Source organism: Nevskia sp. (genome assembly GCF_023266035.1).
Classification (GTDB): Bacteria; Pseudomonadota; Gammaproteobacteria; order Nevskiales; family Nevskiaceae; genus Nevskia.
This window is the reverse complement of the sequence record NZ_JAHFRY010000109.1, coordinates 1-16,134: the sequence shown is the minus strand read 5'-3', so window position 1 is coordinate 16,134 and position 16,134 is coordinate 1. Positions and strand designations below refer to the sequence as shown.

The 16,134-nt window shown below is 61.4% G+C and carries 12 protein-coding genes; 5 read left to right on the top strand and 7 right to left on the bottom strand.

Annotation, left to right across the window (positions count from 1 at the left end; genetic code table 11):
* The 5 genes from Q0D45_RS15975 to Q0D45_RS15955 form a co-directional block, all read left to right on the top strand.
* Nucleotides 1-259, top strand: a 259-nt coding sequence (locus tag Q0D45_RS15975) for a hypothetical protein (RefSeq protein ID WP_293394912.1), incomplete at its 5' end; no start/stop codon positions are given.
* Between the two features lie 92 nt (nt 260-351).
* Nucleotides 352-849 carry a hypothetical protein gene (locus Q0D45_RS15970; protein ID WP_293394909.1) on the top strand — a complete coding sequence of 166 codons (498 nt, stop codon included), beginning with the start codon at nt 352-354 and terminating at the stop codon, nt 847-849.
* A 17-nt stretch (nt 850-866) separates the two neighbouring features.
* A complete protein-coding gene (locus Q0D45_RS15965; protein WP_293394906.1) occupies nt 867-1,442 on the top strand; it encodes a hypothetical protein in 576 nt (191 codons plus the stop codon).
* Nucleotides 1,443-1,529: 87 nt separating this feature from the next.
* Complete coding sequence (locus Q0D45_RS15960) at nt 1,530-1,865, top strand: hypothetical protein (RefSeq protein WP_293394903.1); 336 nt, start codon at nt 1,530-1,532, stop codon at nt 1,863-1,865.
* A 413-nt stretch (nt 1,866-2,278) separates the two neighbouring features.
* Nucleotides 2,279-2,662, top strand: coding sequence for a DUF1801 domain-containing protein (locus tag Q0D45_RS15955; protein ID WP_293394900.1), 384 nt, complete (start codon nt 2,279-2,281; stop codon nt 2,660-2,662).
* Nucleotides 2,663-2,719: 57 nt separating this feature from the next.
* Here the strand turns inward: Q0D45_RS15955 and Q0D45_RS15950 are convergent, their stop codons facing one another.
* The 7 genes from Q0D45_RS15950 to Q0D45_RS15920 all read right to left on the bottom strand — a co-directional run.
* Nucleotides 2,720-4,756, bottom strand: coding sequence for an acetoacetate--CoA ligase (locus tag Q0D45_RS15950; RefSeq protein WP_293394897.1), 2,037 nt, complete (start codon nt 4,754-4,756; stop codon nt 2,720-2,722).
* Between the two features lie 268 nt (nt 4,757-5,024).
* Nucleotides 5,025-7,070, bottom strand: a complete 2,046-nt coding sequence (locus Q0D45_RS15945) for a DUF1302 family protein (RefSeq protein WP_293394894.1) — start codon at nt 7,068-7,070, stop codon at nt 5,025-5,027.
* A gap of 69 nt (nt 7,071-7,139) precedes the next feature.
* Nucleotides 7,140-8,096 (bottom strand): YCF48-related protein, encoded by a 957-nt coding sequence (locus tag Q0D45_RS15940; protein ID WP_293394891.1) that lies wholly within the window; start codon nt 8,094-8,096, stop codon nt 7,140-7,142.
* A gap of 83 nt (nt 8,097-8,179) precedes the next feature.
* A complete protein-coding gene (locus tag Q0D45_RS15935) occupies nt 8,180-9,565 on the bottom strand; it encodes a DUF1329 domain-containing protein (RefSeq protein WP_293394888.1) in 1,386 nt (461 codons plus the stop codon).
* Between the two features lie 173 nt (nt 9,566-9,738).
* The gene (locus Q0D45_RS15930) at nt 9,739-12,183 is read right to left on the bottom strand and encodes an MMPL family transporter (RefSeq protein WP_366946475.1); all 2,445 of its coding nucleotides are present in this window, start codon (nt 12,181-12,183) and stop codon (nt 9,739-9,741) included.
* Nucleotides 12,184-12,515: 332 nt separating this feature from the next.
* Nucleotides 12,516-15,248, bottom strand: coding sequence for a LuxR C-terminal-related transcriptional regulator (locus Q0D45_RS15925; RefSeq protein ID WP_293394882.1), 2,733 nt, complete (start codon nt 15,246-15,248; stop codon nt 12,516-12,518).
* Nucleotides 15,249-15,416: 168 nt separating this feature from the next.
* The coding region (locus tag Q0D45_RS15920; RefSeq protein WP_293394879.1) for an NADP-dependent oxidoreductase at nt 15,417-16,134 on the bottom strand (718 nt) is incomplete at its 5' end.

Sequence of the window (16,134 nt, the reverse complement as noted above, 5' to 3'; positions counted from 1 at the left end):
GCTCGCTGCGTTCGCCTTTATTGAGTACATCTGGGCAGGTGTTTCCTTTTCCGTACTCAAGCTTGGCGTGCATCAGTGGCTTCCGGCTTCCTTCATTGCGTATGTCATTTTCGGTGTCGCGTTTGGTGTAGCGCTTAGCATGCGCGCCAGAAAGCTAGGCAGTTCCGTGCCTGCTGTGCCCAACTGGTCCATCCTGTCAGGCATAGTGTTCGGGGCGTACTTCTGCATCGCTTCAGCGGTGGTGTTTTTATGGGCCTAACCAGCGGTTCAAGCCGACGTCCACGCCTCCGCTGTCGCTCCGGCGTCGCCGCGGCTTAACCTTGGCGTTGGGCATAAGAAAGGAACCTGTAGATGGACACTAGCTTTTGGATTGGTCTTGTTCTCGCCGTGCCCCTCGCGGTCGTCGGCAACTTACTCACGCCCAGAGCTCAAAAGTGGCTGTCTCGAAGAAGCACTGTTCGCCTAGACAAACGGCGCCAGGTCTTGCGCAAGGAGTTTGAGCGCGTCCAGCTTTTAGCTGCCGATAGTGCCAAATTCAATGCGTATCTCTTAACTGTGGTCGTGGCTGCCACGTTCGTCGGTTCGGTGGTTGCGGTTTGTAGCGGCGCTATAGCCGCAATCGCATATGTCTCCAACTCAGACCGTTTACTCTTCGCCTTCAGCCAGTTCACAGCGATTTTCGGCGGCATATTCATCGCCTCAATCTGCCAGGAAGCAATACGGACGTCGGCTCGCGTCCGGGACTTTGCAGACTACAAATCATCCATAGAATCAGAGCTTGGTGGCACGCTCGATGCCCAACCATCGCTTCAAGCCGACGGCCCCGCCTCCGGCGGGCCCGCGGCTTAAGCGGGGCGTTGGGGCAAGTGAAAGACCTGCTTACATCAGCAACCGAATCAGCCTTGGCAGTCCAGCAAGGCGATCTCGAAATTGCCGCCAACCAACTAAAAATATCTGGCTGGCTTGCAACCATATCTACAGCTGGTCTCTATTTTTGCTTCAACGGCGATAAGCATCATGTGGTTAATCTATCAAACCATTTTTCGCATCCCCTCTTCTATCCGCATGTTGCAATAAGCCTTGTTTTCGGCCTTTCACTTATTGCGGCTTATGAGTTTCATGTCGTCCACAACCTGCTTTTTGCATACTCCAAAAATGCGGTCTGCGGCTACAAGATTCAACTCGCCGCAGCTCTTCAAAAAATCGAAGAGCCTGCATGCCTGAACATCATTAAAAGCGAGCCCAAACTATTGTGGGCATTTGTAACCGCTGGCGAGCTGTTGAAGCTGCTTGATCCCAACGACCGAAACATCATTGAAGACACCTTAAACAAAATTGCGCGATTCAGAGACAAAGTAGACGCATGGTTGGCTTTACAAAAAAGGCTTACCTTGTTCGGGTTTCTTTCACTAATAGTTGCCAATGCATATTTTGCTGTCTAGAAACGCATTCTGTCTTGCGCATAGCCCTAACAAGGCATTCAAGCGGACGGGCTACGCCCGCCGCTTAACTTGAGCGTTAGGCATTAAATGATCGAGCAGTTACAAGGCTACGAGCCACTGTCACAAGTGTGGTTCGTCCATGACTACATACAGTTGCAGTTTCAAGATCGTACAGTTTCAATATTTAATACTCCTCAGATACATGATCCGGAGAGGGGCATTTTGTATAGAGATTCCGAAGGCTTTTGTGATCTACTTGTGGCGCAGATAAATCAACGGTTGTCTGACGCGGTTCTGGTAGAAGAGACAGTGTTCACGTTGGTTTTTGAAAATCACGTAAAGCTTGTCATTCCAATTACAGCTGAAGCAGCTCATGGCCCAGAAGCGGTAGAAGTTGGCACTTGGATAGTGTTCAATGCTTAACCAGGCGTTCAAGCCGACTTGGCGCTTCCTTCGGTTCAGTGGACACCCTGATCTAACCGATCAGGAGAGTTCCAAATGCCGAAACCTGGACCCAGAACGACGTACCGATACAGCAATGAATTCAAGGCAACAGCGGTCCGCCTGAGCCAACTGCCCGGAGTGCGGTAAGACCGTGAAAGTGGTGGAGGATCCAAAGCTCGGCGAGGTTGATCTTGACAATCTTCAACCCGAGTAGGTCGGGATGGCGGCTTCATCGCGCATCCCGACGGATTCGATGCGGGTTGTGTCTGTTTGCCAAGGCCTTGGTCGGCCCTTGTTCTCGTTGGCTGACTTCGGCCGATCAAGCCGAGAACAAGTCAGCAATAGCTCGTAACCTCTCCGACTGAACAGGCGGACAGCCACTGGTGCGCGCGATGATGAAGAAATCGATTCCCGCAGCCAGCCCTGATGCCTACGTCACTGCACTCTCCGGCTGGCAGCGCCTCATGGTCGAGAAGCTGCGCGCTACCGTCGTCGCCAATGCCAGCCTCGATGAAGTGATCAAGTGGGGGCATCTGGTGTATCTGTCGAATGGCCCGGTGTTGCTGATCCGCGCCGAGGAGCACCGCGTATTGTTCGGCTTCTGGCGAGGGCAGCGCCTGCGCGAGATCGATCCGCGCCTGAAGCCTGGCGGCAAGTACGAGATGGCTACCCTCGTGTTGCTTCAGAACGAGGAAGTCAGCAGCCGCACGGCAAGCCGTCTCGTCGAGGCAGCGGTCCGGCTCAACCAGACCTTGGGTGACCCCACGGATATCTAGCCCGAGCCAGCGGGGCCCGGATGGAAATCCGAGATCACGCGTATGCCGCGATGCGTCTCACGCTGCCGAAGGCCGCCACTGGTAGTCCAGTGACTCCTGCGCGAAGCGCACGAACCAGTCGATGGCGTCGGGATTCATCATCGCGTCGCGGCTGGCGACCTTCTCCGGCGTCTGACCCATCAGCAGCTTGCGCACCGGTACTTCCATCTTCTTGCCGGTCAGCGTGTAGGGGATGGCCTCAACTTCGTAGATGCGGTCCGGCACATGGCGGGGGCTGCAGTCTTTGCGCAGGCGATCTTTGATCGTGGCGATCAAGGCTTCGTCGAGCAGGCAGCCGGGCCTCAGGCACACGAACAGCGGCATGAACCAGTGGCCGCCGGGCAGGGCGCAACAGACGATCAGGCTGTCGTCCACGGCGTTGATCAGTTCCACGGCGCGATAGACCTCGGCGGTGCCGATGCGGACGCCGTTGCGGTTCAGGGTGGAGTCCGAGCGGCCATGGATGTATGAGCCGCCCTGGGCGTTGATGCGGATGAAATCGCCGTGCCGCCAGACGCCGGGGAAGGTCTGGAAATAGGCCTCGCGGTAGCGCCGGCCGTCGGGGTCGTTCCAGAAGCGCAGCGGCATCGACGGGAATGGTTTGACGCAGACCAGTTCGCCCACGGTGTCGATTGCTTCGCTGCCATCTTCGCGCCAGGCGCGCACGTCCATGCCGAGCATCCGGGTCTGGATTTCGCCGGCGCGCACGGGCAGGGTCGGGCTGGCGCCGACGAAGCCGCTGACGATCTCGGTGCCGCCGGATTGCGAGCTGACCCAGACATCGGGCTTCACCGCGCGATAGAACCAGGCGAAGATTTCCGGCGTCGACGGCGCGCCGGACAGGGTGATCGCCTGCAAGGCCGACAAATCGTGGGTGCGGCCCGGCGTCAGGCCGGCTTTTTCCATCATCTGCACGAAGGTCGGGCTGGCGCCGAAATGGGTCGCCCGGGTTGCGGCGGCGATCTGCCACAGCAGGTCTGGTGCCGGGTGGAACGGGCTGCCGTCGTAGAGCACGGCGCTGGCCCCGGTCAGCAGCGAGGCGATGACCAGATTCCACATCATCCAGCCGGTGGTCGAGTGGAAGAACATCGTCGAGCCGGGCTTTAGATCGAGGTGAAAGCTCATCAGCTTCAAATGCTCGACCAGCACGCCGACATGGCTGTGGACAATCGCTTTCGGCAGGCCGGTGGTGCCCGAGGAGAACAACACCCACAGCGGATGATCGTGCGCCACACGCGTGTAGCGGAACGTCTGGCGCGGCACGTCGGGGTGCGCCAGCACATCGTTCCAGTCCAGCGCGCCATCGACCGGCGGGCTGGCCTTGTCCGGGTACAGATACGGCAGCCAGATCACCGTGCGCAGGCTGGGCAGGGCGGCGGCGATCTCACGCGCTTCGCGGCTGCGGTCGTAGATCTTGCCGGCAAAGCGATAGCCGTCGGCGACGAACAGCAGCTTCGGCTCGATCTGCCCGTAGCGGTCGATCACCGTGCGGGCGCCGAACTCGGGCGATGCCGAGGACCAGACCGCGCCGATCGCGACGGTGGCCATCATCGCGATCGCCGTTTCCGGCACGTTCGGCAGGTAGGAGGCCACGCGATCGCCGGGGCGGATGCCGAGCGCGCGCAGCTGAGTCGCCAGGATGCGCACCTGCCGGCCGGTCTCGGCCCAGGTGTAACGGCCGGGCTCGCGGGTTTCGCTGTGATGGTGGAAGGCGACGGCAGCGGCTGGCTGCACCGCTTCATGGCGCAGCAGGTGCTCGGCGTAGTTGACGCTCGAGCCCTCGAACCATTTCGCGCCGGGCATCGTCAGGCGATCGACGACGCGCTGGTAAGGCGTTTCGGACTGGATATCGAAGTAGTCCCAGATCGCCGCCCAGAACGCAGCCGTTTCGCGGGTGGACCAGCGCCACAGCGCATCGTGATCGGCGAGATCGATCTGTCTCTGATCGCGAAGCCAGCGCAGGAACTGGACGACGTTCGAGGTCGCGATCAGCTCGGCGTTCGGCGTCCACAGCGGCGTGCCTTCGCTGATCAAGGGGGCATCGAGGGCGGGCATGGCTTTGTGGCTCAGTAGCCCGAAGACAGGAAAGCGTGCATGGGCGTACTCCGGTATGGCTGCATATCAATCTAGGTTCGTACTGCAGGGCAACCGCTACCCGCAGGGGTAGTCATCGTGCCTGCGGGGATGATCGGGTACGAGCCCTCGGCTCCGCCACAGCATAAAAAAAACCGGCCTGCCGCAGATGCGGGAGGCCGGTCGATTTACAGCGGGATACTGGAAATTTCTGTGCCCCGAAACCTTGAGTCGATGGCTGGCTGCGGGATCAGAACTGGTAGCCGACGCGGAAGGTGATTTCGTCCGCGAAGGCGGCGGTCGACAGCGCGTTGTTGTTCGGATTGCCGCCGGTGATCGAGCCGTTGATGTACGAATAGAAGATATCGGCGGTGATCGAGCCATTCGGCTTCCAGCGGAGGCCCGGCTGCAGCAACAGGCCGCCGCGGACGTCATAGAGGCCGGCAAAATCGATGCGCCAGATCGCCTGCGGGAACGGCTGCTGCATGGCGAACACCACGTAGTCCGAACCGCCGTTGACGCCGGTGGCGGCCTTGTCGACCGAACCGCCGTAACCCTTCAGCGAACGGCCGAACAGATCGTCCTTGGTGCGGTGCATGTACTGCAGCACCATGTAGGTCGCCGGAATGGTGTTGGAGAAGCGCTGGTACTTCTCCATGACCAGCGCGCTGACCAGGTTGCCCTCCTTGATGTAATCGCGGCTCAGGGTTGGATTGGTGAAGCGGCGGTCTGGCGTGTAGGTGCTTTCGAGGTTGATGATCAGCTGATCGAGCAGCGAACCCGGTTCCCCTTCGACCACGTAGCTGACACCACCGCCGATGTTGTACTCGCGGAAGTACTCGCGTGCGATGTGGCCACGCAAGCCGTCGCCGGCGGCGATGAAAAAGGTATCCAGCTCGCGGCTGGCAGCCGTGTAGTTGTCGACCGGCGACGCCAGCAGGCTGTTGGTCGACGGTGCGAACTCGTTGATTGCGGCATTGAGACCGCCAACGCCATCAAGGCGCACCGAAGCTGCATAAGTGAACCATTCCTTCGCCGAGTAGACGCCGCCTGGAGATGCCTCGAACGGTGTCTGCGCGAGGATTTCGCCGGAAGTGCCGATTTGGCCGGTGAGCGGATTCGGCGTGATGCCGTTGTTCAGGGCGTTGACCGCGAGGCCGAGCGCATTGTTGTTCGGCAGGTTCTTGTTGACGCCGGAGGCCGTCCAACGGAACACGCCGTCCGGGTTCAGGCGGCTGACGAAGATCGCCTGCGCGCCCCACTGGCCGAAATTGCCCTTGAAGCGGATGCCGTAGCTGAGCTTGGTGTCGTAATCGGCGTACTGGTCATGCACCGTAAACTGCGTCGGGATGACGTTGTACTGGGTGTTCGGGTTGCCGTAGATCGTCGGCTGGAATTTCTGCACGAAGGCGTCGGCGAGGATTTCGTCGGTGAACTGGTAGTTCACGCGCACGCCGAGCGATGGCACCCGCTTGTCGGAAAACTCCTCCTGGGCGTTGTCGAGAATCGAGTGGCGGCGGAAGTCGATGCCGTCGACGACATCGAGCACCCGGAAGAAGATCGCCTGGCCCCAGGCGATCTGCTGGTTGCCGACGCGAACGTTCAGCGGACCTTCCTGGTAGTCGAGGAACAGGGCAGGGAAGTAGACGAGATAGTTCGGGCCGGCGGCTTCCAGCGGATTCGGCCGCTTCATGCCTTCGACGCTGTACTGGAAGTAGTTCGGCGCGCCGCCGTAAAGGCCCGGATCGCCGCCCTGGATGCTGCCGGTAGCGGCATTGGCAACGCTGACCGGATCGAAGCTGCTGTAGTTGCCGGGGTCGACGATGCTGCGCAGACGAGCCACCAGCTTCAGGCTCGGCGTGAACTTCATCGCGCCTTCGAGCTCGATGCGCAGCAGATTCAGGTTGAAGAAGTTGTTCGCCGGGTTGACCGGACGGGTCACGTTGTCGGCAAGCAGCGGGTTCGGGATCGAGAATGGCGGCAGCAGGCCGCCCAGCGCATCGACCGGCTGCGGCACACCCGGCATTCTCGCGGTGGGCACCCCGTTGAAGGTGTTGCCACGCTGATTGTTGGGGTTCTCCGAGCCCAGGCTGATCGCCAGTTCCGGGCGGATGAAGCCGCCCCAGCTGATGTCGAAATCGGCAAACATGCCGCTGCCATTGCTGCTGCTGCCATCAACGTTGGTACTGCCGCCGCCTTCACCACCACCGTCCTGCGCGAACACCACGCCACTGGCAAGCGCCATGGCTGCCGCGACAATGATCTTGATCCCTGGAATCCTGCTGCTGTTGCTCATTGCTTACCCCTCCGTATGCAGACCCGTCTTTTTTAGTAATGCGAGTGCCGCCGATCTGTCGTCGACCGGTCAGTTCTCGATTCTCAGAATGCGTCCCGCCTGGCCGACGGCCAGTGCCGCGGTGCTGCCTTCCGGCTGGCCAATGCCCTGGTACCACAGGGTGTTGACGCCGCCGCCGGTGACCCCGGTCCAGGTGCTGCCGCTGTCGCCGCTGTAGCGCATTTCGCGCATGCCGGTGACCACGACCTTGCCGTCGTTGCTGGCGTGGACGCCGAGCAGGATGGCGCCGGTGCCGGCATCCACCTTGGCCCAGCTATCGCCGTTGTCGTCGCTGCGCAGCACGGTGCCGTTCTGACCCACCGCGTAGCCGATGCCGTTGCTGCCCATGAACAGCGCGAATAGCGAGGCATCGCCCTTGTTCAGCGATTTCCATTCGCTGCTGCCTGCCGCGCGGCGCAGGATCAGCGAGAACTCGCCGGCGATGGTGATCGTGCCGTTCTCGTCGATCGACGAGGCATACATGTGCGGCTCGGTGCCGGCTTCGGCGAGCTGATCCCAGACCGGCTTGATCGCCGTCCAGCTGGTGCCGCCGTCGGTCGACGACAGCACGGTGCCGAAAGCGCCGACAGCAACCGCCGCGCCCTTCGAATTGACGCTGACCGACAGCAGTCGTTCGGTGCTGCCGGATTCAACCTTCTTCCACTCGCCGCCGCTGCGCGACAGGATCAGACCCTGCTGGCCGACGGCGATGGCATGTTCGCCTTTCAAGGCAACGCCGAGCAAAGCAAGCTTCGTCGGGACGTTCTTCGCCGGTGCCCATTTCTGGCCGCCGTCAGTGGTTTCGAGGAGGGTACCGGGAGCACCGGCAGCAAGGCCGTTGCTGCCATCGAAAGCGACGGCGAACAAGGCGTCGTGGACCGTACCGGTGACCACGGCTGTCGCCGTAGCCGCCTGCAGTGAACCCGATGCGCAGAGGCCTAGGCCCAGTGCTGCGCCGATGACTGCCGATTTCAGTGTGTGCTTCATGCGATACCAACTCTCCGGAATATTCGAAAGGCGGCCTCCGTGGGTGCGGAAGCCGCCAGACTGCGAAACGCTTCGAACCGGGATCAGCCGGTGCCGAGGCGGGCGATTGCCTGAGTGGTCAGGTACTTCGAGTAGACGTCTTCGCCCTGCTCGGAGAACTTCGACTTGTAGCCGCCGGTCACTTCCCTCACCTGCGAGAAGCGGCTCATGCGGTTGGCCTGAAGATCATGACTGTGGACGTACACCCACGACCAGTCCGGGAAGCCATCGGCGTCCTTGATGGTCATCTTGTCGTTCGAGTACTGCGCGAAGGCAGGCTCGAAGGACTTCCAGATCTCGCCGCGACGGTCGTAGGTGATGTAGGCGACGAACATGCCGTTGCGGGCGTCGATCCAGATGCGCTTCTTGCCCACCGGCGACCGTGGGTAACCGGTCGGTTCGGCTTCGAGCACGATGCACTCGGGAATCAGCTCGAACCAGGTGTCGAAGAACGTCGTGCCCTTCGGACCGCCGTGCACGGTGCGCTCGTAGTTCGGGTGATAGCCGCCGCGGAAGTTGATGCCGCTGATGCAGCCCATCATCGGCTGGCGGCCGACGATCTTGTAGTTGCCCCAGGTCAGCATCGGATCGCCGGCTGCCCAGGCATCGGATAGGAACAGCGTGATGCCCGGCACCAGCGGTTCGAAGCGCTGGTTGGTCGGGAACTGGCGCACGCGCCGGAACGCCGGCAGGTAGCCGTAGAGATCCGGGAACTTGCGCTGATCGTAGTACCAGGTGTTCAGGAACGACGAGCCCGCGGTTTCCGACGGCGAGGTGAAGAACACCGACTGGTAGCGCAGCAGATCCTTCTTGCCGTTGTAGATGGTGCCGTCGGCACGCGCCGTGGTGTTCATCTCGCACCAGACGAAATCGTACTTGTAGGCTTCGCTGCCATCCGGAGCGATATCCCAGTCGCGGATCGCGTACTGCGAATACGAATGACGGCCCCAGGCCAGGGTCAGGTTGGAAATCGCTTCAAGTCCATTCTTCGGTTCCGGAAATGGATTGCCACCATTCCACGGGCCGCCATCCTTGCCGATGATGTTGCCGGTGTCGTCGAACTTGGCCGTGCCCTGATTCTTGAGCGTGGCTTTCAGATACTGGTTCGGGAACAACTTGGAGACGTCCTTGGTGGACTCCACAACGTTGATCTTGCGACCCTGATTCTTGATCTGGATGTAGGTGATCGGATCGAACAGATCCTTGACCGCGTCGACATTGGCAGCACTGATGACGTCGCCGGGCTTGATCTTGCCCTTGGTGAATACCGAGATCGACAGCAGTTCGTCCGGATAGGCCTTGCTGGTATCCGCGGCGTTTCCGATCATCGGCCAAAGCGGTGCGAGCACACCGGCGGTGCTGACACCTTTGGCGGCCTTCTCCATGAGCATGCGGCGCCCATAATTGAAGTCGTATTTCTTGATTCTCATGTTTTCCTCTCCTCGCTGACGATGCACATTAAGAACGGTGCGGCGATGCGCCGTTGACTTGAAGGTTAAGCACCGATCAGAGAACCGGTCTTCCCCATTCCACAAAGCACTACGAGCTGCGCCTGCAATTAGACTCACTCACTGATCGACGGTCACCGGTGCCTTGCTACGAATCAACTGGCGCTGGGGGCAAGCTTCGGATGATTGACCGGTGTTTCATCGGCGGCGCCGGTGAAAGCGGACAGATCCACACCTTCGCCAACCAGCAGATCTTTTCTGGCGACAAATTTCGGTTTGACGATCCAGACCAGCAGCGGCAGCAGCACCAGCGCCAGGATCATGTTGAACAGCATGGTCAGGGTCAGCAGCAAACCCATGTCGGCCATGAAGCGCAGGCTCGACATGAAGATCCACGGCAGGATGCCGACGAACATGATCGACGCCGTGAACAGGATTGCCTTGCCGGTGGTCACCAGAGACACCGTGATGGCACGCCCCCAATCGTGATCCTGGGCGTGGTACTCCTCGCAGATGCGGCTGAGCAGATAGATGCCGTAGTCGATGCCGACGCCGACGCCGATCGCAGCCACCATCAAGGAGTTGATGTCGAGGCCGATGCCGATCACGTGCATCGCGGCGTTCAGCGAGAAGTTCGCCATGTTCACCGGGATCAACAGGATGATGCCGGCCACCAATGAACGGTAGGCAAGACTGCAGCCGGCCAGGATCACCAGATTGAGCAGCGCGATGATCAGGTAGTGATAGCGCTCGACGACATGGTTCATCGCGTACTGCAGCGCGATGGTGCCGGAGCCGAGGCGAATGGTGAACTCCTTGTGGTCGATGCCGACCGCCGCCACGGCCTTGTTGGCTTCGCGCAGCGCGGATTCCACGGTTTCCTGCTTGTTGTCCTTGAACCACAGCGACACGGTGCCGTTCTGCTGCTCGAAGTCGATGACGTGCGAAAAGGCTTTCGGACTGGAGCCGACCATCACCGCACCGGCTGCGGCACCGACATAGAAATCGGTGGGATCCAGCGGCGCCCAGCGCGGATCACCACCGGCAAACAGACGATTCGCTTCGAGCAGGTAGTCACCGAAAGCGAGCGTGGCACGCGGTGCGTCGGGGCCGTTCTCGATCAGGTGCTGGATCTCGGTCATCGTTTCGATGGTTTCGGCGCGCTGCATCAGCCGGTTCGGCGACTTCTGATCCTTGGCCTCGAAGATGATTTCCAGCGTGTTGACGCCAGCGAAGTTGCGATTGATCTGGCGAACCGCTTCGTTGAACTCCGAATCGTTCCAGAGCAGGTTCGAACCTTCGACCGGATTGCCGATGCGGATGTGCAGCGCTGTCTGCACGGCGAACACGCCGATGCCGAGCATGATGCCGGCAGTCCATGGTGCCGCGCGGCCGTAGGTGAGGCCGGCAATGCGGCGCAGCAACTGTTGCAGCAAGGTCGTACGGCCCTTGCCGACCAGTTCGTCGACGTTGTTTGGTGTTGGCAGCCAGGACAGCAGCAGCGAGATCAGCACGACGCCGGTCGGGATCAGCCAGATGCACCAGAAGCCGCAGAACAGTGCGAAGCGTTCCATCGCCGGAATCGGCGCGATGGCGATCAGGAAGATGCCGACGATGTCGGTGAAGATGCCGAGGATCGACGGCGCCATCATCACGCCCATGGTGATCTCGGCCGCCTGCTTGCGATCCTTGAGATGCGCGTAGATTTCGTAATAGCGCTCGGTGAACTGCACGCAGTGCGAAAAACTGCGGGCGATCAGCAGCAGTGGCACCACCATCAGCAGCGGCTCGATCGGCGACTTGATCCAGCCAGTCAGGCCGAAGCCCCAGATCGCGGCCACTGTCGATGTGACGATCGGCGTGACGATGCCGACGACATTGCGCATGTACAGCGCCAGCGAAATGATCAGCGCGCTGAGCGTGATCGCGAAAATCTTGAACATCTCCGATTTGTAGGTGAACACCCAGCCGGTCAGTGCCGGCTGGCCCGCGAGATAGACGTTGTGGTGTTCGTCGCGCGCCGCCACGACCAGCCCTTGCACGTACTTGAACGCTTCTGCGTAATCGAGGCGCGATTCGATGAACGTCGCATTGATCAGCGTGGCGCTCTGGTCGCCGGAGATCAGGAAGGTGCGCGCGTTCGGCGATTTCTCGACCCGCATCTTGAAGTCGGCAATCTCTTCCGGCGTGGTCGGTACGCTGTCGCCCATCAGCGGACGCATGTCGATGCCGAACGGCGTGGCTTCGGCGTAGCGGGCTTTCTCGGTGGAGATCGACAGGATCTGATCGTGATCGACACCCGGCGCAAGATCGATGTCGCGGGTCAGCTTCCAGACCTTGTTCAGCGTTTCGGCGTTGTAGATGTCGCCGTCCTTGCGCTGAAGCATCAAGGTGAAGGTCAGCGGGTTGCCGAAGTTCGGATGGTCCTTGAATACCTGCACATAGGGTTCGTCGCGCGGCAGCAGATCAGAGAAGATGGTGTCGAGCTTGACGTCTTTCAGGCCTATGCCGAAGAAGAGGGTGACCAGTGCGAACACCACAGCGGTGAGGCCGCGGTGATTCATCACCCACTTCGCAATCCGGAATCGCAACGAGAACATTCGCTAGAACCTCAATGGAAAAGGATGCCGACAATCGGCAGCCAGCGATGGCTGCCAGCTAATTTCGAATTAGAGAGCGGAGCCCGCAGCAGTCCGATATGACAGACAGCCGACCGCCGACATCAATGACGTCATCATCTTTTCCGTTCCTCCCGCTGTAACCTTCTGAGCTCGCTGCAGGGCTGCAGGTGCTCAGTGGTTTCTAATTTGTGTTGATTGGATTAGACGTTCTGCGGGCGTGTCCAGCACTACACCGAAGGGTAGTTTCTGAGGATAGTCTTGCCTTTGGGCGAAACGTACAGATCCATTGAACAGGGTGTGCAAAACAGCGCTCAGGCGATCAGGCCCAGCTGTCGGCCGGCAGTGATTGCCTGTACTCGGCTGCTGACGGCGAGCTTCGAGTAGATGTTCTTCAAATGGAATTTGATGGTGTTTTCGGAAACGAAAATGCGGCCGGCCATTTCCTTGTTGGAAACGCCGTTGGCGAGAAAAACCAGGATTTCCTTTTCGCGATCGGTCAAGGCTTCCAGTGGCCGCTGGCCGCTGGCAGAACTGGTGCTGAGGCTGCGGCCGGCAGCATTGAGCAGTAGTTCCAGATAGACGCGGCTCGGGCCGAGACGAGTTTCGCCGCCGCCAACCGAAGCCTGCAGCGCGCTGTACTCCTCCTGCAGCAGATTAATCACGTCGCTGCCTTCGTCGAGCATCACCCGCACGTAGCCGCCCGGTTCTGCCAGCTGCAGTGCCTTGCGCAGGCTGCGGTGCGAGGCATTGCGCTGGCCCTTGCGATGCTGGAGCGTCGCTTCGAGCAGATGCAGCTTGATCAGCCGATAGGCGCGGCCCGAGGCCTCGGCTATCTCGGCGGAGATCAGTTCGGTGGCCAGCGCCAGATCGCCGCCGTGAATCGCCAGGCGGATGCGGCCGAGAATTTCACCTTCCACTTCTTCGGCGAACGGCAGCCAGCCTTCCGGCTGCGGCAGCTTGTCCGCCCGGATGCTGGCGGCGATCTTGTTGGCGCGGACCGGATCGCCAGCCAGCAGCGCCCGGCGCACGCGTTCCCAGTTCAAGGTGGAGACCAGGCGGGTCCAGCCGTTGGCACGGCAGATCGCTTCGGCCTCGTCGAGCACTTCGCTGCATTTGTTGCCGCGGCCGCGGGCATCGTGACCGCGCGCCACGGCAAGGAAGGCGGTGAGCATCCAGTCCGGCAGGGTCGAATCGGCGATCGCCTGCAGGTGGGCACCGGCCATCGCTTCGAGTCCGTCCAGCTCGTTGGCTTCGTAGAGCACCAGCGCGTAGCAGGTGGCGATCGCTGCCGATGCGAAGGATTTGTCCAGCTCCGGCTGATGCTCGGCCATGCCGGTACGCAGGCGGATCAGGGCTTCATCGATCTGCCCGCGCAACAGATAGCCCATGCTGTCGATGGCAACGGTGTAGCCGCCGCTGAAGGTCGCCTGGCTGCGCTCGTTGTGATCGCGGGCGATGGCGATCAGTTCGCGGCCGCGTTCGAAATCGCCGCAGGTGATTGCCTGATAGGCCAGCACATTGGCCGCTGCGCCGTACTCGAAGGCGCCGAAGCCAACCATCTCGCGGTTGCGGACGTCGACGTTCTCGAGGATCGCGAAGGCTTTCGCCACTTCGTTGCGCGACATCGCCGCCATCGACAGCACGATGCCGCAGTGTCCGCCGGTCGGCACGGGCGGCAGGTCTGCATCGCGCTCCAGCACCGGCTCGATCTTGCGCATTTCGCTGTAACGGCGCAGGAAGGTCAGTGCGTAGGCGACCTTCACGACCAGTTCTCTACGGCTCAGGGTTGCTTCCAGCGGCAGGCGTGAGAACCAGCGCTCGACGGTCATCAGATGGGCGCGCGACACCAGATTGGACGCCCAGATGTTCAGCGCATCGGCAGCAAGTTCAGCGTCGCCATATTCCAGTGCGTGATGGACGGCTTCTTCGTAGTGGCCATTGCGGAAGTGCCAGGCGGCTGCCCGCTGATGGACTTCGTGGGCGATCTCGGGAGTTTCGCTGCGCAGTTGCTCGGCGAGGAAGGTCGAGAACAGCGCGTGATACTTGAACCAGCGCAGTTCGGCGTCGAGGCTGCGGATGAACAGGCCCGAGCGTTCGAGCCTCAGCAGCGTGTCCTGCGAGCGACTGCGGCCGGTCACTTCATCGCACAGCGAGGCGCACATGCGGCCCAGCAGCGAGGTGCGCAGCAGGAATTCCTGATCGTCCGGCGGCTGCAGCGACAACACGCTGTCGGTCAGGTATTCGGCCAGTTCGCGCGGGCGGGAAGCGCCGAAATCGGCCAACGTGCGGCGCACGTCCGGGTTGGCAAGGCTCAAGCGGAACAGCTGGATCGCCGCTGGCCAGCCTTCGGTATGCAGGTAGACCGATTCCACTTCCTCGCGAGTGATCTCGATCGCGCCACGCGAGGCGAAGAACTGCTCGACCTCGCTGCGCGAGAAGCGCAGATCGTCGGCACGCAGCAGGGTGGTCTGGTTGTTGACCAGCAGCTTGGCCATGCCGATGTCCGGCACCGAGCGCGAGCCGACGAAGATCCGGACGTTGGCCGGCACGTGCTCGAACAACTCGCGGAAGAAGGCCAGCAACGACTTGTTGGTCAGCACCTGGAATTCGTCGAGGAAGATCGCCACCGGCGCACCGATCTTCAGCAGGCGGTCGACGATCCAGTCGGTGCGGGTACGCAGCTTCGGACTGGCGAAGTCCTCGTCGCCCGGCGGGGCGTCGATCGCGTCATCGCCGATCAGCGCGGCGACCACTGCCTGCAGATGCACCGAGAAGCGCCGGGTGTCGTTGTCGGCATCGTCGAAGCTCAGCCAGCCGGTGCGGTAGCCCTCGCTCTCGCACAGCGATTTCAGCTGCTGCAGCGCCGTGGTCTTGCCATGCCCAGCCGGTGCCTGCAGGAACACGACGCGCGCGGTGCCGCTGCGCAGGGCGCGCTGCAGCACTTCCTTGCGTTCGATCGCACCGGCGTAGCTGGTCGGGGCAAACAGCTTGTGGCTGTAGACCTCGGCTTCGGCGCCGCTGGCTGCCTGGGCACCCGAAATCATTGGTTCTCCTCACCTGCTGTGTCTGGCATCAACAGCGCGGGCGGCAATCTACCGCGCATCCGGACTTGGCGGCAGACGAGGTGTTCAACAGGGGGCGACAGTGTCGCCCGCCAATCCTGCGGACCCGATGGGTGGCCAGGCCCGCAGATTTCCATCGGCCCGAGACGCTCAGGCGACCTTGACCACGACCTTGCCGAAGTTGCCGCCGGCAAGCAGTTCGGTGAAGCCCTGCGGGGCTTCTTCCAGCGAGCCGACGACATGCTCGCGAATCTTCACCGCGCCGGATTCGATCGGCTGGGTCATCGCCGCAAGGAAGTTGGTGTAGTGGGCGGGGTACTGGTCGAAAATGATGAAGCCCTCGAGCTTCATGCGCTTGAACAGGGCTTCGGTCAGAAAGCCCGGCAGGCGATCGGCGCCGTTCATGCCGGCGCCGGAGTAATGCGCGACCAGACCGCAGAGCGGCATCCGCGAGCCGAGATTCATCAACGGCAGCACCGCATCGAACACCGGTCCGCCGACATTCTCCATGTAGATATCGATGCCCTTCGGGCAAGCCGCCTTCAGACGCTCCGGCAAGCCGGCGCCGCGGTGATCGATGCAGGCGTCAAAGCCCAGTTCCTTGACCGCGTAAGCGCACTTGTCGGCACCGCCGGCGATGCCGACGACATGGCAACCGGCGAGCTTGGCGAGCTGGCCGATGATCTGGCCCACGGCGCCGGTCGCCGCTGCGACGACGAAGGTTTCACCGGCTTTCGGGTGGCCGATCTGGTTCAGCGCGTACCAGGCAGTGAAGCCGGGCATGCCCAGCGAGCCGAGGTACAGGCTCGGCTGCTTGGCGTTGGCCGGCAGCTTGATGATCACGTCGCTGCCGTCGGACAGCGTGTAG